Annotated in this window: 27 protein-coding genes and 1 riboswitch; of the genes, 7 read left to right on the top strand and 20 right to left on the bottom strand. The window is 50.3% G+C overall.

Translation table 11 applies throughout. The features are described from left to right. Positions 1-422 precede the first annotated feature (422 nt). Together AC4PHM_RS13095 and AC4PHM_RS13090 are read right to left on the bottom strand one after the other, a co-directional pair. A complete protein-coding gene (locus AC4PHM_RS13095; RefSeq protein ID WP_492018196.1) occupies positions 423-1,352 on the bottom strand; it encodes an SPFH domain-containing protein in 930 nt (309 codons plus the stop codon). Positions 1,353-1,417: 65 nt separating this feature from the next. After that, on the bottom strand, positions 1,418-1,861 hold the full coding sequence (locus tag AC4PHM_RS13090; protein ID WP_492018195.1) for an NfeD family protein: 444 nt from the start codon (positions 1,859-1,861) through the stop codon (positions 1,418-1,420). Positions 1,862-2,090: 229 nt separating this feature from the next. Between AC4PHM_RS13090 and AC4PHM_RS13085 the strand changes: the two genes are divergently transcribed. After that, positions 2,091-3,878 (top strand): M3 family oligoendopeptidase, encoded by a 1,788-nt coding sequence (locus AC4PHM_RS13085; protein WP_492018193.1) that lies wholly within the window; start codon positions 2,091-2,093, stop codon positions 3,876-3,878. A 59-nt stretch (positions 3,879-3,937) separates the two neighbouring features. On the opposite strand, the gene AC4PHM_RS13080 is transcribed toward AC4PHM_RS13085, so the two are convergent. Genes AC4PHM_RS13080 through AC4PHM_RS13070 form a run of 3 tightly spaced genes read right to left on the bottom strand, consistent with a single transcriptional unit; the run spans position 3,938 to position 6,778 of the window. Then, positions 3,938-4,714 carry an ABC transporter ATP-binding protein gene (locus tag AC4PHM_RS13080; protein ID WP_492018192.1) on the bottom strand — a complete coding sequence of 259 codons (777 nt, stop codon included), beginning with the start codon at positions 4,712-4,714 and terminating at the stop codon, positions 3,938-3,940. Between the two features lie 5 nt (positions 4,715-4,719). After that, complete coding sequence (locus AC4PHM_RS13075; protein ID WP_492018191.1) at positions 4,720-5,772, bottom strand: FecCD family ABC transporter permease; 1,053 nt, start codon at positions 5,770-5,772, stop codon at positions 4,720-4,722. Between the two features lie 46 nt (positions 5,773-5,818). Then, complete coding sequence (locus tag AC4PHM_RS13070) at positions 5,819-6,778, bottom strand: ABC transporter substrate-binding protein (RefSeq protein WP_492018189.1); 960 nt, start codon at positions 6,776-6,778, stop codon at positions 5,819-5,821. 107 nt (positions 6,779-6,885) lie between these two features. After that, positions 6,886-7,017, bottom strand: a riboswitch (cobalamin riboswitch). Positions 7,018-7,502: 485 nt separating this feature from the next. Between AC4PHM_RS13070 and AC4PHM_RS13065 the strand changes: the two genes are divergently transcribed. Then, positions 7,503-7,748, top strand: coding sequence for a thioredoxin family protein (locus tag AC4PHM_RS13065; RefSeq protein WP_492018188.1), 246 nt, complete (start codon positions 7,503-7,505; stop codon positions 7,746-7,748). Between the two features lie 88 nt (positions 7,749-7,836). Beyond that, complete coding sequence (locus AC4PHM_RS13060; RefSeq protein ID WP_492018187.1) at positions 7,837-8,052, top strand: thioredoxin family protein; 216 nt, start codon at positions 7,837-7,839, stop codon at positions 8,050-8,052. Between the two features lie 157 nt (positions 8,053-8,209). Here AC4PHM_RS13060 and AC4PHM_RS13055 read toward each other — a convergent pair whose 3' ends face one another. Beyond that, positions 8,210-8,647, bottom strand: coding sequence for an Lrp/AsnC family transcriptional regulator (locus AC4PHM_RS13055; RefSeq protein WP_492018186.1), 438 nt, complete (start codon positions 8,645-8,647; stop codon positions 8,210-8,212). 215 nt (positions 8,648-8,862) lie between these two features. Here AC4PHM_RS13055 and AC4PHM_RS13050 point away from each other — a divergent pair, with 215 nt between their 5' ends. Beyond that, positions 8,863-9,423, top strand: coding sequence for a ribonuclease H family protein (locus AC4PHM_RS13050; protein ID WP_492018185.1), 561 nt, complete (start codon positions 8,863-8,865; stop codon positions 9,421-9,423). Positions 9,424-9,517: 94 nt separating this feature from the next. Here the strand turns inward: AC4PHM_RS13050 and AC4PHM_RS13045 are convergent, their stop codons facing one another. From AC4PHM_RS13045 to AC4PHM_RS13010, 8 genes are all read right to left on the bottom strand, one after another. Then, positions 9,518-10,084: an HD domain-containing protein gene (locus AC4PHM_RS13045; protein WP_492018184.1), complete on the bottom strand. Its 567-nt coding sequence runs from the start codon at positions 10,082-10,084 to the stop codon at positions 9,518-9,520. A 138-nt stretch (positions 10,085-10,222) separates the two neighbouring features. Further along, positions 10,223-10,801 carry a rubrerythrin gene (gene rbr, locus AC4PHM_RS13040; protein ID WP_492018183.1) on the bottom strand — a complete coding sequence of 193 codons (579 nt, stop codon included), beginning with the start codon at positions 10,799-10,801 and terminating at the stop codon, positions 10,223-10,225. A gap of 82 nt (positions 10,802-10,883) precedes the next feature. Next, the gene (locus AC4PHM_RS13035) at positions 10,884-11,390 is read right to left on the bottom strand and encodes a ferritin (RefSeq protein WP_291400833.1); all 507 of its coding nucleotides are present in this window, start codon (positions 11,388-11,390) and stop codon (positions 10,884-10,886) included. A gap of 82 nt (positions 11,391-11,472) precedes the next feature. Then, positions 11,473-11,853 carry a desulfoferrodoxin gene (locus AC4PHM_RS13030; RefSeq protein ID WP_492018182.1) on the bottom strand — a complete coding sequence of 127 codons (381 nt, stop codon included), beginning with the start codon at positions 11,851-11,853 and terminating at the stop codon, positions 11,473-11,475. 24 nt (positions 11,854-11,877) lie between these two features. After that, positions 11,878-12,297, bottom strand: a complete 420-nt coding sequence (locus tag AC4PHM_RS13025; protein ID WP_492018181.1) for a Fur family transcriptional regulator — start codon at positions 12,295-12,297, stop codon at positions 11,878-11,880. A 40-nt stretch (positions 12,298-12,337) separates the two neighbouring features. Continuing rightward, positions 12,338-12,496 carry a rubredoxin gene (gene rd / locus AC4PHM_RS13020; RefSeq protein WP_291400839.1) on the bottom strand — a complete coding sequence of 53 codons (159 nt, stop codon included), beginning with the start codon at positions 12,494-12,496 and terminating at the stop codon, positions 12,338-12,340. A 91-nt stretch (positions 12,497-12,587) separates the two neighbouring features. Then, on the bottom strand, positions 12,588-12,743 hold the full coding sequence (gene rd / locus AC4PHM_RS13015; RefSeq protein ID WP_492018180.1) for a rubredoxin: 156 nt from the start codon (positions 12,741-12,743) through the stop codon (positions 12,588-12,590). 118 nt (positions 12,744-12,861) lie between these two features. Continuing rightward, the gene (locus tag AC4PHM_RS13010; protein ID WP_492018179.1) at positions 12,862-13,041 is read right to left on the bottom strand and encodes a MarR family transcriptional regulator; all 180 of its coding nucleotides are present in this window, start codon (positions 13,039-13,041) and stop codon (positions 12,862-12,864) included. A gap of 275 nt (positions 13,042-13,316) precedes the next feature. Here AC4PHM_RS13010 and AC4PHM_RS13005 point away from each other — a divergent pair, with 275 nt between their 5' ends. Continuing rightward, complete coding sequence (locus AC4PHM_RS13005) at positions 13,317-14,522, top strand: NAD(P)/FAD-dependent oxidoreductase (protein ID WP_492018178.1); 1,206 nt, start codon at positions 13,317-13,319, stop codon at positions 14,520-14,522. 190 nt (positions 14,523-14,712) lie between these two features. Here AC4PHM_RS13005 and AC4PHM_RS13000 read toward each other — a convergent pair whose 3' ends face one another. The 5 genes from AC4PHM_RS13000 to AC4PHM_RS12980 all read right to left on the bottom strand — a co-directional run bounded on the left by AC4PHM_RS13000 (position 14,713) and on the right by AC4PHM_RS12980 (position 21,536). Continuing rightward, complete coding sequence (locus tag AC4PHM_RS13000; protein ID WP_492018177.1) at positions 14,713-15,594, bottom strand: DUF1028 domain-containing protein; 882 nt, start codon at positions 15,592-15,594, stop codon at positions 14,713-14,715. Between the two features lie 173 nt (positions 15,595-15,767). After that, positions 15,768-16,058: a metal-sensitive transcriptional regulator gene (locus AC4PHM_RS12995; protein ID WP_291400849.1), complete on the bottom strand. Its 291-nt coding sequence runs from the start codon at positions 16,056-16,058 to the stop codon at positions 15,768-15,770. A gap of 13 nt (positions 16,059-16,071) precedes the next feature. After that, positions 16,072-18,597 carry an FAD-dependent oxidoreductase gene (locus AC4PHM_RS12990; RefSeq protein WP_492018176.1) on the bottom strand — a complete coding sequence of 842 codons (2,526 nt, stop codon included), beginning with the start codon at positions 18,595-18,597 and terminating at the stop codon, positions 16,072-16,074. A 250-nt stretch (positions 18,598-18,847) separates the two neighbouring features. Next, positions 18,848-20,494 (bottom strand): hydroxylamine reductase, encoded by a 1,647-nt coding sequence (hcp, locus tag AC4PHM_RS12985; RefSeq protein ID WP_492018175.1) that lies wholly within the window; start codon positions 20,492-20,494, stop codon positions 18,848-18,850. 232 nt (positions 20,495-20,726) lie between these two features. Next, entirely contained in the window at positions 20,727-21,536 is an 810-nt protein-coding gene (locus AC4PHM_RS12980) for an ATP-binding protein (RefSeq protein ID WP_492018174.1), read from the bottom strand. A 191-nt stretch (positions 21,537-21,727) separates the two neighbouring features. Between AC4PHM_RS12980 and AC4PHM_RS12975 the strand changes: the two genes are divergently transcribed. Further along, positions 21,728-22,405 (top strand): Crp/Fnr family transcriptional regulator, encoded by a 678-nt coding sequence (locus AC4PHM_RS12975; RefSeq protein ID WP_492018173.1) that lies wholly within the window; start codon positions 21,728-21,730, stop codon positions 22,403-22,405. A 174-nt stretch (positions 22,406-22,579) separates the two neighbouring features. On the opposite strand, the gene AC4PHM_RS12970 is transcribed toward AC4PHM_RS12975, so the two are convergent. Beyond that, complete coding sequence (locus AC4PHM_RS12970) at positions 22,580-22,813, bottom strand: glutaredoxin family protein (protein WP_492018172.1); 234 nt, start codon at positions 22,811-22,813, stop codon at positions 22,580-22,582. Positions 22,814-23,629: 816 nt separating this feature from the next. On the opposite strand from AC4PHM_RS12970, the gene AC4PHM_RS12965 reads away from it, so the two are divergent. Next, positions 23,630-24,166 (top strand): Holliday junction resolvase RecU, encoded by a 537-nt coding sequence (locus AC4PHM_RS12965; RefSeq protein ID WP_492018171.1) that lies wholly within the window; start codon positions 23,630-23,632, stop codon positions 24,164-24,166. Positions 24,167-24,193 lie beyond the last annotated feature (27 nt).

Here is a 24,193-nt window from a genome sequence, read left to right as displayed (position 1 = left end):
ACAGCTTTTGAGTTGGTGACTGTCACCAACTCAATTTTTGTACCAGAGCTGAACCTCAAAAGCATTGTAAACACTCGCCTTCTCAAAATGATACTCCAGCACGCTCCCCCGCCCCAACCACATTCTCTCCAGTCACCCAACCCCCTGCCCGCGTCACCAACAAACCCACCCCGGCGCCGCGTCCCCCTTCTCTTTGAAGTGTGCGCCTGAGGGCGCACTGGATCATTCGACCTGTTGCAGATTAATTCGAAACGAAAGCGAAAACAAAACCACACCAATAAAAACCCAATACAAAGCAAAAACGCCGCTGAACTCGGAATCCCGAATTAAGCGGCGTTTAACCTTTATAGCTATCGATCCTTTCAGCTAGAGCCTGTTGAAAGAAAAATCCACTTAGCTCATAAACGATTTACTCAACCAACCTATTTCTTAATAATCTCATTCAAAGCGGCAACCGTGCCGGCAAAGCCCTGAAGATCTGAAGGCACAATAATTTTCGTCGCCTGGCCGTCCGCCATTTTTTCAAGCGCCTCAAAGCTCTTGATGGCAATAACTGCAGGGTCTGCGCCCGCTTCACGAATCATTTCAATGCCCTTGGCTTTAGCGCCCTGGACTTTAATAATCGCTTCCGCTTCACCTTCAGCTTCGCGAATCTGAACTTCCTTCTTAGCTTCAGCACGAAGAATCGAGGACTGCTTTTCGCCTTCTGCCTCAAGAATCATAGATTCCTTTGTGCCTTGTGCCACGAGAATCTTGGAATTCTTTTCACCTTCCGCACGAATAATGGACTCACGTCGTTCACGCTCAGCGCGCATCTGTTTTTCCATAGCATTCTGAATGTCTTCAGGCGGTATGATGTTCTTGACTTCAACGCGGTTGACCTTGATGCCCCAAGGATCCGTCGCTTCATCCAGAATCGCGCGCATCTGAGTGTTGATCAGGTCTCTGGAAGTCAGCGTTTCGTCCAGCTCCAGTTGACCAATAATGTTTCTCAGCGTCGTTGCTGCAAGATTCTCAAGGGCGACAATAGGGCGAGCAACCCCATAGGTGTAAAGCTTTGGATCAGTTACGGAATAGTAAATGACTGTGTCGATCTTCATGGTGACATTGTCCTTGGTGATGACCGGCTGCGGAGGAAAATCGACGACATTTTCCTTCAACGAAACGCGGTTTGCTACACGGTCAATGAACGGAATCTTAAAATGGAGACCCACGCTCCAGGTTGTCAGAAAAGCGCCAAGGCGCTCAATGACATAAGCCTGAGCCTGTGGTACGACTCTGATGTTGGTAATGATCAACAAAATCGCCATGAGAATGAGTAATGCTGGAATGATGAGCTTTAAAATGTCCATAAATGTAAGCCTCCCTTATAGTTTGTTGCAAATGCTGATTTCGACCTGCCTGAATGGCCGTCAGGTCATGCTTTCTTGACTATGAGCTTGACACCCTCCACCGCAATGACCTGGACCCTCGCCCCAACTTCAATGGGCTCTCCGTCTTCAGACAAGGCACTCCAAATCTGACCATTGATTTTGACCTGACCAGTGGCATAGCGCTCTATGTCTTTCAACACAGGTCCGCTCTGTCCAATGACTGCTTCCACATTGGTTTTTTCGCTCCCAATGTGAAGAAAATTCTTGGCCAGGGGCTTGGTGAAGTAGATCAGAACTGCGGCCGATACTAAAAAGACGCCAATCTGAACCGGCACAGACAATCCAATCATGGCCGCCAGAAGTGCTATTAGCGCGGCGCCAGCAAACCAGATGGTGGTAAGACCCATGGTCATTGCCTCTAGAACTGCAAAAATGATGATGAGCGCGATCCAGATGACAGATGGGCTCAGGCTGGTTAGGAAACTCATAGCGGGTCAACTCCTCTTGGTTCAAACTTTTGTGCACTTCCTCTCTATATTACCCAACATTTATTAAAATAGCATTAAAAAAGGCTTGGTATTTCCCCATTTAATTTTTCCTCAGGTTGTGGTACGCTGTAAAAAAGCCATATAAATTTTTCCGTATGATGAATGACATCGTTTTCTTTAAACCCAACAGGCTTAACCGCCTCACAGATCCAGAACGGAGGAAAATAAAATGTCCCATAACTGGAGTCTCGACGCCCTTTATCTCAGCTTTGACGACCCAAATCTCCAAACTGACTATCAGGCATGCCTGACAGAGGTCCAAACACTCATCCAGGAAAGCCAGACCCTCATAGACGGCCGACTCGAGCCTAAAAACCTCGAAGCACTGCTGAGAGCCGCAGAATCACTCTACCTCAGACTCTGGAAGCTTTCCGCCTTTGCCGCCCTCACCTTGTCAGCAGATACGTCCTGCGAACCTGCGCTGGCGCTGGAAGAAAGGCTCCGCAAGCTTCAGGCAGAGCTGACCGTGTTCGACGTCAGACTCAAGCGCGCTGTCGGTCGCATAGAGGACCTGGACCAATGGCTCCAAGACTCAGGCTCCGACTATCTCAAAGACCTTGAATTCGCCCTGGAGGAGCGGGCTGAAGCAGCCCATCACCTTCTCAGCGACGAGGAGGAAATTCTGATCGCCAAGCTCCGCATTACGGGATCGGATGCCTGGGAGACCCTGCATGCAAAACTGACTTCAACGCTGATGGCAGCCGTCCCTGACGCTCAAGGCCAAATGACCGAGTTGCCACTGTCTGCGGTCAGGGCACTGGCCCACGATCCTGATCCCGAAGTCCGGCGCCAGGCCTATTTGGCAGAGCTCACAGCGCTGCCAAAAATTGAAGACAGCATAGCCGCTTCGCTGAACTCAATCAAAGGCGAGGTGCTGACACTGACGGAGCAGCGCCGGTACAGCTCTCCCCTCGAAGCGACACTTAAAGAAGCCCGAATGTCCAGGAAGACGCTGGATGCGCTGATCAGTGCCATCGAGCAAAAGCTTCCGGAGCTTAGAAGCTATTACAAGGCAAAAGCAGCCTTGCTTGGGGATGAAAACGGCCTTAAATTCCACAACCTCTTCGCGCCTGTCGGAACTCTGTCCGAAGCCTACACTTATGAGTCTGCCATGGACTTTGTCATTCGGCATTTCAGCACGTATAATCCGGAGCTGGGCGCCTTTGCGGCCCATGCCAGAGACGAACAGTGGATCGATGTTGAGCCTCGAGCAGGCAAAGTCGGCGGCGCCTTCTGCTCCAGCCTCTACCCGGTTCGCCAGTGCCGCATCCTGACAAATTTCCAGGGCAGTCTGGGCGATGTCCTGACCCTCGCCCACGAGCTCGGCCACGGTTACCACGATTACAGGCTGGAATCCCAAAAACTCTTCAATATTGAAGTGCCAATGACCCTCGCAGAAACCGCGTCGACCTTCTGTGAGACAGTCATTGCCGACGCGGCGCTTGCGACCCTCTCCGACACCGAAGCCATGACGGTCCTGGAAAGCAGCCTTCAGGATGCCGGGCAGGCTATTGTCGACATTTATTCCCGCTATCTCTTTGAATCCCGCCTCTTTGAGCTTAGAACGGACCACGCCCTGTCGGTGAATGAGCTGAAGGAAGAAATGCTGAAGGCCCAGGAAGCTGCCTATGGTGATGCCATGGATCCTGATGTCCGCCACCCTTACATGTGGCTGGTCAAAGGTCATTATTACAGCGCTTCAGTCAATTTCTACAACTTCCCTTATGCCTTTGGGCTGTTGTTCGCCAAGGGCCTGTATCAACTCTACAGAGAAGAAGGGACGTCCTTCCTGCCTCGGTACGACCAGCTCCTGTCCGAATCCGGAAAGGCTTCTGTAGAATCGGTCTGTGCCTCTGTGGGCATTGACGTCACCACAAAAGATTTCTGGCTGAAGTCCCTGGAGGTTATTTTGGGGGATATCCGCAGGTTCAAGACTCTGGCGAAAAATAAGGCATAAAAATAGTCTGCCGATGGTTTTGTATTATCAACCATCGGCAGACTCTCTTTTTTATCACTTCACCTCGGAATCACATGAGGATTGCCCGTCACCGGATTGACAATCAGTGTCACATCCACCGCGTAGACATCCTTGATGTATTCCTCTTTTATAACATTGGCAGGCGGCCCCTCTTTGTAAACGCGGCCATCCTTCATCATGAAGACATAGTCGCTGAACTCAATGGCAAAATTGAGGTCATGGAGAATCGCCACCACAGTGATGCCGCGCTCCTTGGTTAGCTTTCGCGTGAGACGCATCAGTTCGATCTGATGATGCAGATCAAGATGGGCAATGGGCTCGTCCAGCACCAGAATCTCAGGCTCTTGGGCAATGGCCCGGGCAATGATCACGCGCTGCTGTTCGCCGCCGCTGAGGCTGTTGATGGGAAAATCCCGCATTTCCCAGACACCTGTTGCCCTCATGGCGTCCTCGACAATTTTGTGGTCCAGGTCCGACTCCGGCTGAAATCGTCTCAGATGCGGATAACGACCCATCATGACCATCTCGTGAGAGGAAAAGTCGAACTCAGTCGCGGTGACCTGGGGCACTGAAGCTATGACCTTGCTGAGCTCCTTGTGGGAGTAAGACGCGAGGTCCCGGCCGTTCACCGTGACGATCCCTTTGCCCGAATGCACCATCCTGGTCAGGTTCTTGACAAACGTGGACTTCCCGGAACCGTTTGGTCCGACTATAGTCGTGAACGAGCCTTTACGGATGCGCATGTCCACGCCATTCAACACCGGCGTTTTGGAATACGCGAAGTGTAGACCTTCGACGAGAATTGGAAATTCCATTACACTCACCTCACACTCGACCGCGTTTTATTGCGGTACAACAGATACAGGAAATACGGCGCGCCAAAAACTGACGTTATGATGCCAATAGGCAGCTCTCCGGGCATGATCAGGGTTCTGGCCAGTGTGTCTGAAATCACCAGGAACGTCGCGCCCCCTAAGATCGAAAACGGCAGCAGAGTCCTGTGATCCGGGCCCGAAATAATCCGAACCACATGGGGGATGACGAGCCCCACAAAGCCTATGATGCCGCTGACCGAAACCGCCGCCGCTGTGACAATGGAGGCCACCACCAGAATACTCTTCTTCACCTTTTCAGTGTCCACACCGACACCCTTTGCGCTCTCCTCGCCTATGGCAAGGGCATTGAGATCCCTGGCATACATCAGCAAGTACCCTGTGCCGATGGTGATTGGCACCGCAGCCACCAGAATCTGCATCCAGTTTGCCGTCGCAAAGCTTCCCATAGTCCAGAAAATGATGTGCTCCATTTCATCGCGGTTGAGCGACATAATCAGGGAAATCATGGAGGACAGCAGATAGTTGACCGCGATCCCCGCAAGCAGCAGCGTCACCACCGGCGTCCTGTTGCCGACTCTGCCGACGTTGTAAACAATGTAAGCTGCCATAATCGCACCGGTGAATGCGCCCACCGAAACAGAGCTGAGTCCGGCGATACCTGCATTGAAGCCTGTCACAATGACTAAGGTGGCGCCTAAAGCCGCGCCAGAGGAGATCCCAAGGACGAAAGGATCTGCCATTGGATTTTTGAAGATGCCCTGATAGGCTACCCCGGATACAGACAGGGCGCTGCCAACCAAAGCGGCAAGAAAGATGCGTGGCAGGCGGATCTTCAATAGAATCGCCTCGTGTGTGGGTTTTATTTCATCCAGTTGAATCATGGTGTCAAACAACGGAATTCTGGATAACAGAATCCTGGCGCTGTCCATGAATGAAATATCTGCAGAGCCAATTGCGCTTGCGGCGACAACGGCGAGCACGAGTCCTGCAGCAAGCGCCACAAGGCCTTGAATCAGCTTTTTATTTCGCTTTTTCATGCGTGCCACACATCCTTTTTTAGTAACGGGAAACATCCGTTTTGAATTAGAACAACTCCGGATGCATTATTTTCGCGAGTTCAAGCAGTCCCTGTGCAAGTCTGGGTCCCTGAAGATCAATGAGGTTGTTGTCGACTTCCACAAGACGGCCTTCTTTGACCGCCGTCAGCTCTTTGTAGCCATTCGTGGCTTCAATGCCTGCTTTATCGTCATTGTACAGTGAGCAGATCACGAACTCCGGATCTTTCTCCACGAGCTTCTCAATGCTGTATTTCCAGCCCTCCGTGTCATTGGCGACATTAGCGCCGCCTGCCATGGTCAGCATCTGGTCAATAAACGTACCTGCGCCGGCAGTGTAATCGCCGCTCTCGCCATACCCTACAACATAATAAACGGTCTTTGGTTCGACACCGGCTACTTTTTCTTCGACCTGAGCAACAGTTGTCTTCATGTCTTCGACAATGATAGTTGCCTGGTCTTGTTTGTTGAGGACACTGCCGGTCTGTGAAATGGCGTTGTAGACGCCTTCAAAAGTGTCATGGGAAGAAAGGTCGAGTACCTTGTAGCCCAGTGATTCAAGCTTGATGCGGACATCATCGTTAAACATGTTGGACACGAGAATCAGGTCCGGCTCGACAGAGGCTATGGTTTCAATGTTGGGCTCCGTGATTGTGCCGACGGAGAGGACATCCGCCACCTCAGCAGGATATTTGCAGTAATCGGTTCGGCCTACCAATTTTTCGCCTGCGCCTATGGCATAGACAATCTCAGTCGCAGCCGGTGACAAAGAAACGACCTTCATAGGCTCCTGTTCAATGACAACTGTTTTACCCGAGGCATCCGTCACTGTGAGCGGATACACGGTTACGGCTGCTTCTGCAGGTGCCTCTGCAGGCGTTTCAGCAGGTGCTTCGGCAGGCGTCTCCGGGGCAGGGGACTGGCATGCCGCCAGTGTTAAAACCAACGTGAGCATTAAGAGCAGTGACCAAAACTTCTTTTTGAACATTAAAAAAATCCTCCCTTTTTTAGGTGAGGACCGATACGGATAAGCTGGAAACCCTATTATATATAGGGTTCGCCTATGTAGCCGGTCAACCTCATCCTCGTGAGTTGATGTACCAGAAATCCTTCGGCTGGTTCCTGACTCGCGCGTTTCCAATTGCTGCGCTCACAGTAGCGGGACTGTGCCGGCTTCAAACCGGCTTCCCAATTAAGTCCGTAGACACCAAGGATTTATGTTAATTTCAGACCTATCATACCTGATCACAGAAAAAAATGCAACCCCGCTTGCATAAGTTCCGTTCTAAAGACTATCGGCTTAAATGGATCGCCTTCAGATTCACCATTAAATCCACAGTTTACCCTCTGGATGAGTGGTTTTTGTTTTCCCCACCTTCAGCGGGCTTTTACACATCCCATCCCCAAGAAAACTGAACTTTTACACAGTTCATCCACAGTTTCTGTGGATAAGTCGTATTAAGGGTGTTTATTCGACAAATTTCGATGCGAACACAGATTCGGTTATACACATAGTCCACAGGTTATCCACCGTTTTACACAGATTTTACACAAGGGATTCACAGACTTAGGGCTTTTCCTGTGGAAAACCCCATAATTTTACCGCCAGTCCGCTGCATCCCACCGCGCATCCGCCCCCAGTCTTGCTCTAAAAGTCCTTCGGGTGTACAATGTAGACAACATGAAAGCGCGTCATCCGGGAGGGATAACTTGTGAACATAAAAATTTACGGCCACGGCTGTGATAAATGTGAAAAAATGTACGCACTGGTCCTTGAGATTTTGGCTGAATACGACCTTCAAGCCGAGGTTGAAAAAGTAGAATCCCTAATGGAGATCTACAAGGCGGGTGTCATGACCACACCGGCCATGAGCATTGATGGCAAAGTGGTTTACGCCGCGAACGCGGTTCCGGGGCGCAGCAGCCTCGAAGCCCTTTTACTTCAGGAAAAGAAATAGACCCCCGGGAACTTTGAAAGGAGTCACGCCCATGAAATTGATTATTTATGATCAAGTGTGCTGAGGGTACTCGAAAATTGCGCCCATCGTGGATGAGGCCATACGACAATTGAAAGTTTCACTGGAGGTTGAAATCATAGCTGATATCCGGCTCATCAAGGCAGCCGGAGTTGAAATGATGCCGGCAATGGCACTTGAGGGCAAACTCCTGCATCAGGGCAGAACGCCTAATGTACGGGAAGCCATGACCATTTTAAGCAGCGCCCTCGCGGAGCACGGGATCAAAACTGCCCTCTACGAGTAGGGATCCACCTAAGGCTTTAAGCATAAAGGCTGCTTCGGGACACGGTATGCTCACCATGCCGCCGGAGCAGCCTTTTTAGTGGATTGTTGTACTGAAGTACGATTATTTGTGATTCAATGAGCTTCCATTAACCAAGGTGACGGCCTCGCGCAGAGGTTTAGTCAATCTTGAGTTTGGAAGTCTCTTTTAAAGTAGAGAGTGCGACGTAAGTGTAGGTATTTCGGGCAAAGTCGTTGATTCTCTCAATGACGTTCTCGAGCTCCGTGGTCGTAGAGGTTCTGACTTTGATTAAAAAGGTGGTATTTCCAGTGACTTTGTGGCATTCCAGGACTTCCGGCATAGCGACCAGCTTCTCGCCCATCTCCGCTATGCTGACATCCCCAAGTGGAATACTTATAAAGGACAGTAAGCCGGCATCAACCTCATAGGCATTCAAGACAGCTGTATACCCTTTGATGACACCTTCCTGCTCAAGCTTTTTCACGCGCTCCTTGGTCGCCGTGGTTGACAGACCAATGGTTCGTCCCAATTCAGAAATGGACAGCTTGGCGTCGTCCTGAAGGATTCTTAGGATTTCCTTATCTGTTGCGTCCATGATTTACTTTCCTCCCCCGATCGCGCCTTGCGGCTATTGCGCCTGACGGCTACTCGCGTCATTTGGCTACTCGCGCCACATTGGCTGTGGTCTCATTGAAACGATTATAGCCTTTTTTTTGCTTTTGTGCAATAATAGTCAATAAACCCTTAAATTTAACTGAAAATCATGCAATGAGATTTAAAAATCACTTGAAAGACAGGAGGCTTCCGTGCGTGAAACTCGTGACCATACATACAGACGGCGGCTGCGCCGGCAATCAATCGGATCAAAACTTTGGCGGTTGGGGAGCGCTCCTCGAATACAACGACAACGTCAAAACCCTCTACGGCGGAGAGATTGACACCACCAACAACCGCATGGAGATGACTGCCGTGCTGGAAGCCCTTAAAGTCCTTAAATCCAAGGATCTGTCTGTTGAAATCTATTCAGACAGCGCCTATCTGGTCAACTGCTTTCGAGAGCGCTGGTATGATAAATGGCGTTTGAACGGCTGGATCAATTCTTCCCGGCAGCCGGTCGAAAACAGAGACCTATGGGAAGCACTGCTGCCCTTGGTCGAAAGCTTCAGCAAAATAGAATTCTTAAAAATCAAAGGTCATCTCAATCTGAAAAAAACGACAGAAGTCCGCCAGTGGAAGGAAAAGATTGAGCGCTACAATGGACGCACCTATTCTGAGGACACCTTCAAGCATCTGCTCGAAATGAATGCCAAGGTTGACGCCCTTGCCAACCAAGGTATTGATGAGATGAAATTAAAGAGCCAGCCTATGTAGACTTTGCGCTCATTATACGCCACACACCAAAACCGCCGTCAGATGACTGCGGTTTTTTTAGGTTTCATGTTGTTCTCACAGCCAGCAAACGCCGCTACAATAAGCTGAGTCCCTCAGCCTGAAGCTCGGCTTCTCTTTCCTTAAGGGCGTCGACGACCGTCTGAATGTGTTCCATTAACTCAAAACCAAGCGCTTCAGCGCCTTTTTCAATTTCCTCCCGGTTCACCGCCCGTGCAAACGCTTTATCCTTCAGTTTTTTCCTGACGGATTTAGCTTCAAGGCCTTCAAAGCCGTCAGGCCGCACCAGTGCCACCGCAACTACAAAGCTGGCAAGCTCGTCGCAGGCGTAAAGCATTTTCGCCATCAGCGTCTCCCTTGGCGTCTCCGTATAATCTGCATGGCCTTTTACGGCCAGCACAAACTCATCCGGAAAATTCCTGTGCTCGAGCAGGTCTACAGCGACATAAGGATGCCTATCCGGAAATTTTTCGTAATCCAGGTCGTGAAGCAGTCCGAGCGCTGACCAAACTTCAACGTTCTCTCCCAGGCGTTTTGCGTAGCCGCGCATGGCGGCCTCAACGGCGAGGGCATGCTTCCTAAGGCTTTCCGTCTCTACAAACTCTTTAAGAAGCACCCAGGCTTGATCTCTGGTGACCATCATTGGTTAAAACCTCCTTAATTCAAACTCACTCTCTAACTTCTTTATACCACTTTCCGCTCTTTCAAATCGAGTTTCCGGACACACAAAAAGCGGCGCCTTCGCGCCGCTTTCCTCAACTTTTAAACATCCACAAATGGATTAGTAATTCGATTCCTTGACTTCAAAATAGCCCTGAGGCTTCTTGCAAGTCGGGCAAACGCCAGGCGCTTTTTCGCCTTCGTGGACATAACCGCACTCGCGGCATTTCCAGCGCGTCTTTTCCTTTTTGGCAAAGACTTCCTCGTTAGCGCAGTTTTCTGCCAGTTTGAGATAGCGCATTTCGTGCTCATACTCAACTTTCGAGATCATGCGGTAAGCCGTGGCGACATCCTTAAAGCCCTCTTCTTCAGCGACTTTGGCGAACATAGGATACAGCACGGTGTGCTCCTCGTTTTCGCCATGCGCTGACGCAAGAAGGTTCTCATAAGTTGAGCCCACTGTGCCTGCAGGGTAAGCCGCGGTGATTTCAAGGGCTTCACCGGCTGTCAGGAAGTTGAAGAAAATTTCTGCGTGAACGCGCTCGTTGTCGGCCGTTTCGTTGAACAGGCCGGCGATTTGCTCGTAACCCTCTTCAATAGCCTTCTTTGCGAACATTTGGTAGCGATTTCTCGCTTGTGATTCACCAGCGAAGGATTTCAAAAGGTTCTTTTCTGTTTGTGTTCCCTTAATGGCTGACATTATGTCCCTCCTGATTATGTAAATTCTTCCGGCCGGACAAAATTGTCCGGCCGGCCATCAAATCTCTTTTTGCTTGGCAACCTTACTCAGCAGCCGGATTGAACACGCGCGCTCTGAACTCGCGGTCCATCATTAAAATGCCATTGCCCTTGCCGTCAATAAGCTTGAGTTCAGAAATAATTGCTTCTGCATTTGACTCTTCTTCCACCTGCTCATCAATGAACCAGTTCAGGAAGCTCTTAGTCGCATGGTCTCTCTCGTCAATGGCGATGTCCATGATGTTGTTGATCAGGCTGGTGACGTGCTGCTCGTGAGCAAGCACTTCTTCATACACATCCACGACGTTTTCCCACTCGACTTTTGGACCGTCAATTTTTGTCAAAATGACACGACCGCCGCGCTCATTGACAAAATCAAACATTTTCATTGCATGGAACTGCTCTTCCTGAAACTGAACGCGCATCCAGTTCGCGAAGCCAGGGAGGTTTTGCGCTTCGAAATACGCTGCCATGGAAAGATACAGATACGCTGAGTACAACTCTGCGTTGATTTGAATGTTGAAAGCTTCTTCTACTCTTTTGTTAATCATGCTCCGTCACTCCTGTACTGCCTTCAGACTTACCTCTGAAAGTCGCTGTGTTTTAGTGTTATTCAAGTGCGGTAAGTAACTATTACGCTTCTGAGCTCCAGTGTCCGTGAAGATTGCAGTACTCGCGGGCTGAAACCGTCTCAGCGTTTGTGCAGAAATAAGCAACCGGCTCATCGCCTGGCTTGAGGAATGCCGTCAACACTTCTTTGCCCGTCAGAAGCTCAATCCACTGAATGTAGTGAGCGTCCGTCATAGGGTGAAGTGTGGAACCGACGGTGACCTTGTAGCCGCCTTCGACTTTTTCAATGACCGGAACGTGCTTCTCAGTAGAGGAGTCCGCTTTTTTCTCTTCCATAAACGTCATAGGCTGACCACAGCAGACGAGCTCGCCGCCGCCCTCGTTATAGACCTCTACTATGTTTCCGCAAAGTTCACATTTAAATACGCCAAGATACTTAGCCAAATTGTTTCCCTCCTACTAGTCATACTACTGGATCTGATTGCACCCAGAGCATAGTCCTTTGTAATACACATGCTTCTCTCGAACTTCCGATCCCTCTGGACCGCCGTAACGCAATTGATCCGCTTCAACGTCAAAATCGAATACCTTCTGGCAGGAAACACATTTGAAGTGCCCGTGCAATGAAGTATCCGCGTCATAGCGGGCTTCATTTTCCTCAATGGAAATCAGGTATGCGATCCGGTTTTCAACAAAGAGGTTCAAGGTGTTGTAGACCGTCGTCTTGGAGAGTGTCGGTATTTCGGGAACAAGCGCGCGGTAAATTGTATCCACGGTAGGATGCTCCTTCGTATGCATCAGATACTCAAAAATCCGGATCCTCTGATAGGAGGGCTTGATACCGCTTTCTTTCAAATACTCGCTGATGTTCTCGATCTTCCTGAGCATGTTGCCCTGACTCCCTTCGATGATGCTTATAACTAACGGTCTATTCCGGTTCGAACATATCCTTGCCAACGCCGCAAAGCGGGCAAACCCAATCATCCGGAATATCAGCGAAAGCAGTGCCTGGCGCTACGCCGCCATCTGGATCTCCGAGCTCAGGATCATAAACATAACCGCATGCAGTGCAAACATATTTTTCCATAAACAGTCTCCTTTCAAAATGGGGTTCGGTCACCATTGGCTAAGGCTCTTAAAGCTTTGCCACTGGCCCTTCAACATCAAATGTGACCGGTTTAGACCGGCTCAAACATATCCTTGCCAACGCCGCAAAGAGGACAGACCCAATCATCTGGAATGTCTTCGAAGGAAGTGCCCGGCGCTACGCCACTGTCAGGGTCGCCAATTGCTGGATCGTACTCATAGCCGCAAGCTGTGCAAACGTATTTCATGTGTAATCCTCCCTGTTTGTTTTATTGTTGAACCGGAATTTCACCGGTTTCAAACCGAACTGCTATCTAAAAAAAGTAAGACGTTTTTGCCGATGGTTCCAGCAGCCCAAACTTCGCTTTATTTCACTATTTCATAAAAACAGCGCTTTGGTGAGTAGATTTTGCCCTCATCTTTAAGCTGTTTAATAGCCTTATCAACATCTTTCTTGTCAGCGCCTGTCTTTTCGACAATATCTCCGGGACGGACAGCGTCGCCCGCGTCCTCAAATGCTTTTAAAACCTCTTGTTTAAGATCCAATCTCAACAAGCCTCCTTTTCAAAATGTAATGATTACATTTTTATACTAACATATTAATTTCTGCGCCGTCAACCTTTTTCTGATGGTTAGAATAGTTATGACCATCGGCTAAGCGGCATAATGCTTTATTATTATACCTAAAAACAGGTTGCCTAAACTTAAATCTGTTTTTTTGTGCGAAGCCATACCCCTTTATTGCGATTTTAGACCTCAGTAATGGGTAATAGTACGTCGTACCGCACTTTTTATCAGAGAACTTGAAGGAGGCACCCCTCATGGAAAGAAAATCGTATGATATTGTCATTATTGGCAATGCCGCTGCCGGGACAGGCGCTGTGGAAAGCATCCGCAGTCTCAGCCCCGACGCGACGGTGCTCATGATCACTTCCGAGCCTGAACTCGGCTATTTTCGACCGATGGTCAGTTATTACCTCTATGACGCCCACAAGCCAAACTACTTCTACCTCCACCCCCGGGAATGGTACGAGGATAACCGCATTGACCTGTGTCTTGGAACCACGGTCACTGAGCTCCTTCCGGCCGAAAAGTGCCTGAAGACTGAGGATGGGACTCGGTACAGTTACGACCGGTTGATCTTGGCCAACGGCAGCAGAAATAACGTGCCGCCTATTCGCAATATCGACAAGGCCGGGGTGTTTACGGTGCGGACCAAACAGGACGCGGACGACATCAAGGCGTACGCGAAGAACGTTCAGGAAGCCGTGGTTATTGGCGGCGGGCTTCTCGGACTTGAATTTGCCTGGGGACTGAAAAACCTGGGCCTGGACGTCACCGTCCTGGAAATTGCAGATCGTCTGCTGCCTCGCCAGCTGGACCATGAAGGTTCCAGGTTGTTTGAGGAAGGTGTCTTGAAGACCGGCATCAAAGTCCGAAAGGAAGTTAAAATCCAGGAGCTGATTGGCAAAGATGCCGTTGAGGGCGTGCTGGTCGGAGAAGGCGCTGGAGAAATCATCAACGCCCAGATGGTCCTCGTCTCTGCAGGCGTCAAACCCAACAAGGAGCTGGCAGAAGCAGCCGGCATCGCCTGCAGCCGCGGGGTTATTGTGGATGAGGCCATGAGAACCAGCGTTGAAGGCATCTACGCGGCCGGAGACGTTGCGGAAGTGGGCGGCTTTGTCTTTGGGCTGTGGCCTATGTCCCTGGAGATGGGCAAAGTGGCTGGCACAGGTGCTGCGGGAACAGAGGCGGCCTGGAAAATGACCGTGCCGTCCAGCATTTTCAAGAGCATGAACATGCAGGTGTTTTCAGTCGGAGACATCATGACCTTTGAATCCAAAGGCCTCCGGAGTATCACGGATTACGACAGGCACAGCGGCGTCTATAAAAAGCTTTACTTTGAAGACGGCGTCTACGTCGGCGGGATCCAGATGGGCAGCCTGAATAAGTCGGGCGTGATGCAGAAGTCCATTGGTAAAGGCGTCAGCGTGTCGCAGATGGTAGAGGATGTCATAGAAAAATAAGAGACGAGAGAGGGCATTGGATCACTCTGATGCCCTCTCTCGTCTCTCACTTTTTTGCGGAAGATGAAACTCGGTGTCAGACACTGAGTTTCAAAGCTCGGTGTCAATAGACGTCGGCCGCTGCGGCTGGCGCCTATCGACCCCCAGGTTCTCTTTGGGACCCCAAGTGTCTTCCTTTTTTCCTCATGTCTTACTCCGACAATCCCGCCTTCATCAGCAAATGCTGATAGGTTCTACGGTCAATGACCTCCCCTTGAAGCAGTCTCACTTCATAGTTTTCGTTGCCGGCAAAGGCCTCATAGGCGGCTTTCAGCGGCCCTTCAAAATATGGGGCTGCAGCATGGCTGTCCACTGCATAACCCAGTTTCTCCAAGGCCTTTCGGAGCTTCCCTGCGATCTCAGGTGTCACATCGAGGTGGTCCTTCTTGGCAGGCGCTTCAAAGTACATTTCGTGAAGGGTCAGCAGATGCTCGAGTTTTTCTATAGGCTGCGGATCATCATCCACCCTGAGGTCGATCGCGCGGTCATTATAGCCGCCGTAGCTGCCGTTCTCACGGACGATCAGCAGTGCGGCAGACTGTCTGCCGCGGCTGTCGCCCCCGGCGCTCTGCGCTGCCTTCAAAGCTTCCAGCAGCCGTCTGGCCAGGGTGCCCTCCGTGCTTTCGAAGGTATCTGCCAGGGCGGTCACTGTGTCACCACTGACAAGAATATTGCCCTGGCAGGCATAATTGTCACCATAGAGTCCGCCTGCCCATAGATGGCAGCGCTCCCCCGTATAGGAAACGGCATTGCCCTGAGCATCCACTATGCCGACCTGTCGGTCTCCCCTGCCTTCATCCAGCGCCAGCAAGGCCTTCAGTGTCTCCTCCGCAGTGTAGCCCTTCTTAAGAAGCGCCAGGCCAAGTTCGCCGTAATCCAAATTGGCGTAGGCTTGTGTTGCAATAGCGCCCACATTGGCTTTAGCCCAGGGTACCACGGCACCAACAGCCAAAAACTTGGACTGGACAGCAACACCCAGCTCCTGGGTGACCGGATCCCGGGCGACAATGGAAAAAGTTGAGATGTTCTTCATAGTTATAACGCCTCCTCGCGTAAAGTGCACAGCAACTGAATTATCACTATAAATATCCGTTGATTCACAAGTCAAACAAAAGAAAAAGGGACAGACCGGCGCCCCCATGATCCGGCGCGCGCAGAGGTAAACCGCGGCGCCTGTGGGTTTGTCAGACTGTCCCTTTAATATTGCTATTTAGAAAACTGCAGAATCATGTGAATGATGTGCTCCATCCGCTCTGCTTCGACCTTGCCGTCCTCATCCGGATCCAAAAGGCACTCCAAGGCATGGCTTTCCATGACCATGAGACCAATCTTGTGCACCGAAGACTTAATAGCGAGGATCTGTGTCAGGACATCTTCACAGCCTTTGCCTTCATCCACCATCTTTTCGATGCCGGCAATATGGCCCTTGACTGTTCTCAGTCGGTTGATGATGTCTTTGCGGTTTTTTTCCATGGATTTTTCGTTATACAGCTCCATAAAACTGCCTCCTTTAGATAAAGAGGTTCACGTCAGCCTCTTCAGCAGCGCCAAGGTAAGTTGCGACACCGGAGTATTCAATGCCGTCGATCAGCTCTTCTTTTTCAACGCCGAGCACGTCCATGGACATGGTGCAGGCGATCATGCGTACACCATTCTCAAGCGCTTGATGGAGCAAGGTTTCGAGGGTGTCAACATTCTTGCTCTTCATGATGTTTTTCATCATCACAGGTCCAATGCCAAACATATGCATTTTAGACAGTCCAAGCTTAGTGGTGCCCTTTGGCAGCATGATGCTGAACATTCTGGCCATGAAACCCTTTGGTACTGATGGCGGGTTCGCCTTCTTCAGGATATTGAGACCCCAGAAGGTGTAGAACATGGTAACTTTTCTGCCCATTGCCGCCGCGCCATTGGCAATGATCAGGGATGCCATGGCCTTATCCAGGTCGCCGCTGAAGACGACGAGGGTCTTGTCATTAGGAATCTCAGACAGGTTGTGCGCCGGTTTGTGCTCACTGGTGCCTTTCATGACGTTGGCGAAAACGTTTTTCTTGTCGCCTTTGCCGGATGCAAGAAGCGTATTGCCTGTCTTCTTTGCCCAAGTCGCAATATCATTGACGAAGCCGGGATCAGTTGCAGTGACTTCCAGGACATCTCCAGGCGCCATTTCTTCCATGCGCTTGTACACTTGAAGAATCGGGCCAGGGCACTGAAGTCCGCAGGCGTTGAGCTTCACGACATTGCCTGTTTGTTTGACAGCCTTTGAGATGACCTCGCCGGAATCGGTGAGCTCAGACTCAGCCGGCATGCCGCAGCTGCCGCCATCCGCGCCGCCGCAGAGGGAACCGCCGCACTTGTCGATGTTGGCCGGGTCTTGGCAGAAGACATTTTGGAAAGTCGTATAGCCGCCGCTGAGGTTGCGAACATCCTCAAAGCCGAGCTGCTTCAAAATGCGGGCCGCAATGTAGCCGCGAAGGCCTACAGCACAGTATACCACGATGGTTTTGCTCTTGTCGAGTTCGCCATGACGCGCTCTGAGCTCATCCACAGGAATGTTGACCGAGCCGCCTACATAGCCGAGCTCGCGCTCTACTGCGTCGCGAACGTCGACAATGACACTCTTTTCAGCATCGAGGGCATCCAGCTCATGCCACTGGATGACTTTGAGATCGCCTCTCAGGATATTTTCTGCGGTGAAGCCAGCCATGTTGACCGGATCCTTGGCGGAAGAGTACGGCGGCGCGTAAGCCAGCTCGAGCTCTTTGAGATCTTCTATAGTTCCGCCAAAGCGGATGGCGGTTGCAATGACGTCAATGCGTTTGTCGACGCCCTCGTAACCTACTATTTGGGAACCCAGCACTTTGCCCTTGACGTCGAAGATGAGCTTGAGCGCCATCGGCAGAGCACCTGGGTAGTAGCCGGCATGGGACTTTGAGTGAATTATGGAGGTCCAGAAGTCAACGCCGTAGACTTTGCCTGAGCGCTTCAGGGATTTCTCGTTGACGCCTGTGCTGGCAACAGTGAGGTCGAAGACCTTGGCGATGGAAGTACCCTGGGTGCCCTTGTAGACTTCGCTTGCGCCGGCAATGTTATTGGCTGCGATTCGGCCTTGTTTGTTGGCAGGACCCGCGAGTGGCACCATAGCTTTGATGCCTTGGACGAAGTCCGTGACTTCAATGGCGTCGCCAATCGCGTAGATGTTCGGGTCACTGGTCTTCAGCATGCCGTCGACCACAATGCCGCCGCGCTCGTTGAGTTCGAGGCCGGCTTCCTTTGCGAGCTGTGTCTGAGGCCGGACGCCAATGGAAAGGAGCACAATTTCCGCGTCCACTTTAGCACCGCTGGCCAATGTCACCGTGGTAATGCCGTTGTTGTAGTTGAATTCCTTGACGCCGTCGCCGAGTCTCAGATCGACGCCTTTATTTCTCAGGTGCGCATGAACTTGCTGTGCCATCTCGAAATCGATTGGTGCCATAACCTGGTCCAGCATCTCGATAACGCTGACCTGAATACCGCGGTCCCAAAGGTTCTCCGCCATCTCGAGACCTATAAAACCGCCGCCGATCACTGCCGCGCGCTTTGGCTTGAGGTTGTCGACAAAGCCTTTGATCGCATCTGTATCAGGAATGTTCCAAAGGGTGAATATGTTCGGGTTGTTGATGCCCGGAATTGGTGGCTTAAGTGGCGTCGAACCTGGTGACAGGACCAGGACGTCGTAGCTCTCCTCGTACTTTTGCCCGCTGGCCAGGTTGATAACTTCAATGGACTTCTTCTCACGGTTGATGCTGAGGACTTCGTTTTGAACGCGGACGTCAATTTTGAAACGCGCCTTCATAGCTTCCGGTGTCTGTACAAGCAGTGCCGATCGCTCTTCAATAGTCTCGCCGATATAATACGGCAGGCCGCAGTTCGCAAATGAAATGTACTCGCCTTTCTCAAACAAAATAATTTCCGCTGTTTCATCCACACGTCTGAGTCGTGCTGCTGCACTTGCGCCACCGGCGACACCGCCGACAATCAATACTTTTTTTCCCACTTTGAACCCTCCAATTAGGTTTAAGTTAGTTGTGATGTTTAGATTTTCCATTTACCCCCACCCCTGCGGGGGCGACTATGGTTTTAATATACGCTTACCCAACTCGTTTGTCAATAGATTATCAGCACGAATGCCATAAAAAACTAATCACCCCGCCAGGAGGGATTCCCGGCGGGGTGACTTATGTTTCATTGGAGTATTGAAATCTCAAAGTGCTTTAATCAGCGTGGATATCAGTATCAGCTTCAGACTAAGCCATGAACAGCTTGATGTCATCCTCAACGGAGCCGATGCCTGCGATGCCGAACGTATTCACGAGTACGTTTGCAACGTTAGGAGACAGGAACGCAGGGAGCGTTGGTCCAAGGTGGATGTTCTTGACGCCGAGATACAGAAGGGCGAGAAGGACGATGACAGCCTTTTGCTCATACCATGCGATGTTGTAAGCGATTGGAAGATCGTTGACGTCATTGAGCTCGAAAACTTCTTTAAGCTTGAGAGCTATGACGGCGAGGGAGTAAGAGTCGTTGCACTGACCAGCGTCGAGGACTCTAGGAATACCGCCGATGTCCCCGAGCGGAAGCTTGTTGTAACGGTATTTCGCACAGCCGGCTGTCAAAATGACCGTGTCATTTGGAAGCGCCTTAGCGAATTCTGTATAATAGTCACGATCTTTCATGCGGCCGTCGCAGCCTGCCATGACGAAGAACTTCTTGATTGCGCCGGATTTAACCGCGTCAACCACTGCACCTGCAAGTTCAAAGACCTGAGCGTGGGCAAAGCCACCAACGATCTCGCCAGTCTCGATCTCAACCGGAGCTGCGCAAGTTTTAGCCATTTCGATGACTGCGCTGAAGTCCTTAGCGCCGCCTTCAGGACGATCCGCAATGTGAGGGCAGCCCGGGAAGCCAGCTGCGCCTGTTGTGAACAGCTTGCTCTTGTAGCTGTCCTTAGGAGGCACGATACAGTTGGTCGTCATGAGGATTGGGCCGTTGAAGGACTCGAACTCCTCATTTTGCTTCCACCAAGCGTTGCCGTAGTTGCCGACAAAGTGTTTGTAAGCTTTGAATTTAGGATAGTAGTTCGCAGGAAGCATTTCGCTGTGTGTATAGACGTCAACACCAGTGCCTTCTGTTTGCTTGAGGAGCTCTTCCATATCGCGGAGGTCGTGGCCTGAAATCAGGATCCCTGGGTTCTTGCCAACACCAATGTTGACTTTTGTGATCTCCGGATTGCCGTAAGTGGACGTGTTGGCTTTGTCGAGGAGCGCCATAACGTTGACACCGTATTCGCCGGTCTTGAGGACTAACGCCACGAGCTCGTCTGCAGAAAGCGCGTCGTTCGTCGTTGCAACGAGGGCTTCTTCAGCGAAAGCAGCAATCGTCAAATCTTCGTAGCCGAGGTTCATAGCGTGCTCAGCATAAGCCGCCATGCCTTTGAGGCCGTAGATGATCAGCTCGCGAAGGGAGCGGACATCTTCATTTTCCGTCGCGAGGACACCAACGCTTGTCGCCTTCGCGTCAAACTCAGCTTCTGTAGATGCTGTCCAAGTTGCAGACTCATGTAAATCAGCAGGAATTTCAACGCCGTTAGCTACGAGAGCGGCTTTGATTTCCTCACGGAGCGCAAGTGCGTCCTGAATGCGCTTAACGAAAGCGGCTTTGTCAAAGTTAGCGTTAGTAATGGTTGTAAAGAGGCCTTCAACAATAAAACGGTCTGTTCTCTTTGGAGAGAGGCCCTTTTCACGAGCGATCAGATCGAATTTTGAAATGCCTTTAAGCACGAAAACGAGAAGGTCCTGAAGGTTAGCGACGTCCTCCGGCTTGCCGCAGACACCACGGACGGTGCAGCCTACGCCTTTGGAAGCTTCCTGGCACTGATAACAAAACATGGACATAAATCAATCTCCTTTCAAATTGTTATTAAGGGTTTGATGTGAACTTCTTAAGCCCACTATAACCCTTTATATCCAACTTAGCGGTAACACATGTTACACATCTTGATAAGATCATCAATTTCTTTGGTATTCTCTTGTAATTTTTTTGCCGATGGTCACCCAATCCCACACCCTTTGATTCCGTAAAGCAAAGGGTTGGCCCTTATAATGGGGGCCAACCCTTGGGGTCAATCTATAAAATCTCACCATTTTGCTTAATGGTCACTTCATTGTAAGGGAAAATTCTTCCGGACTGAAGCATGGCGCTCTTGACCGCGTGGGTGATCCCGGAGCAGCAAGGCACCTGCATGCGCACCACGGTGACAGACTTCAAATCGTTCACGGTGAACAGCTCCGCCAGCTTGTTGATGTAGTGCTGGTTGTCGTCCAGCTTAGGACAACCGATCAGCACCACTCTGCCCTTGACGAAATCCTTGTGGAAGTCCCCGTAGGCAAAGGCTGTGCAGTCCGCTGCGATCAGCAGGTCTGCGTTCTGCAGGAACTCAGCGCGCGTGTTGACCAGATTGATCTGAACCGGCCAGGTCGTCAGCTCAGAAGGTCTAACCCCTTCTGAAGACCCTTGAGCAGGTGCAGGCGCCGATGGTTTCATCACCTGATCCATCGCTTTTCGTTCGATGGTCATTGGCTTCGAGCTCGGGCAGCCGCAGTCGCAACCGCAATCCTCTTCCGCTTTTGCTGGTGCGCTTGCCTTTGGCGCACTGTGGAAGCCCGCCGGCGGAGGTGTAAATCCAAATGGTGCCTTGGCAGCCGCGAGTCTTGCGTCCACTGCTTCCTGAGAATATTCATCCGCTTCCCGTTCGATGATCTTGATCGCGTCTGTCGGACAAGCCGGGAGACAGTCCCCCAAACCATCACAGTACATGTCGCTCACCAATCTCGCCTTGCCGTTCACCATTTCAATGGCGCCTTCATGGCAGGCATCCACGCACAATCTACAGCCGTTGCAAAGCGCCTCGTTGATTTCGACGATTTTTCTTTTCATTCTTAATCTCTCCGTTCTATCCAAGTCTGTTATGTAAATTTCACGTCAGTTAACTTCTCAACACTTTGTAATTCATTCAAATTAGGGGTTTCTACAAACAGGCCTTATGCCTTGAACTTATGCTTAGATTATATTAATCTTAAACTAATATGTATGTAACCCACGTTACAAAATGAGAAAAGGTGATAAAAATGAGCAATAACTTAACAATATTAAAAAGCTGCCGCCTCTTCGCCAATCTCCACGAGGGGCAGATTGCCCACCTGCTCAATGTCCTCGGCGCCAAGACCATCACCTATAAGCGGGACGCCACCATTGCCATTGAAGGCGACAAGTGCGACCGCCTTGGGATTGTCCTGGACGGCAAGATCGACCTCCAGAATATCCTGCCCTCCGGCAAAGTCGTCACGCTGATCCAGTTCGGACCTGGGGAAGTCTTCGGTGAAGCACTGATTTTCTCAAAACAGACAGAATACCCCGTCACTATCCTCAGCGCCACCGCTTCAACCATTATGTTTATTGAAAAGAAGGAAGTTGTCTTTCTTCTTACCCACCATCCCGTCCTCCTGGAAAATTTTCTGGGACTCCTTTCAGACAAGCTCTTTCTGATGAATAAGAAAGTCAAAGTTCTGGCTCTGGAAACTATCCGTCAGAAGATCTGCGACTTTATCCTGAAGGAGTACAAAAAACAGAAAAAAATGAAACTTGATATCCCTTTTTCTCGGAAGGAAATGGCCGAGCTCATGTCACTTCAGCGCCCCTCACTGTCTCGTGAGTTGATCAACATGCGCGAGGAGGGTTTGATAGACTTCGACAAGCACACAATAGAAATCCTGGATTTGGAAGGTATTGAACTCGAAATCTTATAAACCCTTTGTTTTGCCGATGGTCACCTTAGCCACACCCCTCCCAGGTGTGGCTTTTTTTTTGGTGAGGAAACTGGGTGTCAGACACCCAGTTTCCTATCCTTGTCCTTTCCCCATAAAAAAAACCCTTTCTCCAAGCCGGAAAAAGGGCGCATAATCATGATTCACTTGTAGTGCCTAGGCTTTAAGAAGCTCATCCAATCTTGTTTTGTCAAAGCCTTGAACCACTTCGTCATCCACATAAATGACCGGTACGCCCATAAAGCCCTTGGACATCAGTTCTTTTCTAGCAACCGTATCTGTTGAGACATTCTTCTCTTCGAACTCAACATTGTTTTCCTTCAGATAATTCTTAGCAAGGTGGCAGTAACTGCAGGTGGAGCTCGTGTAAACCACTACTTTTTTGCTCATGCCATATACCTCCAATTTCAGATTAGCAGCGGGATCCGCCGTATTGCGAGCGAACCACAAAGCCTTTTGAGAAAAAGTTTTTCATGAAGTCGATTTCAAAAGTCTTGAACTGGTCTTTGAGGTCTTTTTCGACCATGAGTTTTCCGCCAGCAAAATCTTCTGTGTAGTCATTCTCCTTTTGCTCATCCAGAGCAATGCCGAAAACGGGACCACCTCAGCCAATGCCGCGGACAAAGACGCGGAAGTTCATAGCGGTGTTCTTTCGGGTTTCAAGCGTATTTATGAGTTCTTTCTTAGCTTCTTCAGTCACTTTAAAAACCATGATATACCCTCCTTAAGTCCCCCTGGGTGGGGGGTTGTCTTCATAATAAACCATGGGGGGGTATTTTGTCAACACAAAATTTTAAGCAGACACCGCTTCCGCTTTGGCTTTCTTCTTCGCAATGAATCATTAAAACCGACCTCGTTTTCTTTATTCCCTGAATGGATTAAAGTTAAACACAAGCGAACTTTATACTTTAATACTTTGTTTTCATTCGCTTCAAACTTCACGTATCCCCCAAAAACAGGGTTATATTGGGATGCCCAGGGATCAATACGTTCGTTTATGCACATGATCCACAGGTTATCCACAGTTTTCCACAACCTTGTCCACAAAAAGTGTGAACTTTCCTGATTATCATTCTCAGATCACTACGTGAATCGAAGGCAAGAACTTGGAAGAATTAGTGGATGGGTGGGTTAGGTGACCATCGGCTAATGTATTTAAGAGCATCACGGGATAGTGTATACTGATAACGGAAAGGAAGTGACACCATGACGGTCTGGAAATCCCACGGTCTGCGCGGCGATGCCCTCGAATCGCTGCTCCTGAAGACCCACGACTACTACCGCTCCAAGCAGCTGGCGCGGATCGACAAAATTCACGTGCCCGTCAAGGTGGTGGAGCTGGACGAGCGCGGCATGATCACCAAGGCCTATTTTGAGAAGAAGTCCACCATAGACTTTCAGGGCGTGATCCAGGGGGTGGGTGTGGCGTTCGAAGCCAAGGAAACCCACCAGAAGAATCTGCCTCTTTACAATATTCACGAGCATCAGGTCGAGTTCATGCGGGACATTGACCTCCAGGGCGGGCTGACCTTTATCATTGTGCATTTCAAATTCAACGATACCTACTTCCTCATACCGTACGAGGTCGTGCGGCATTACTATTATGGAAAGGCGCGCAAATCCATCCCCTACAGCGCCATGAGTGAGCAGTACAAGATTGAGCTGTCTGCCATGGGGGTGCTGAACTATCTTCCGGCCCTCAATAACTATGTGAGAGAAAAGATGAAGGAAAAACAAAAATAAAATGAGGTGCCGGGTCCCCAGTTCTTT

This window comes from Acidaminobacter sp. QWL-03, from assembly GCF_058683855.1.
This window is presented reverse-complemented; position numbering and strand designations above follow the sequence as displayed.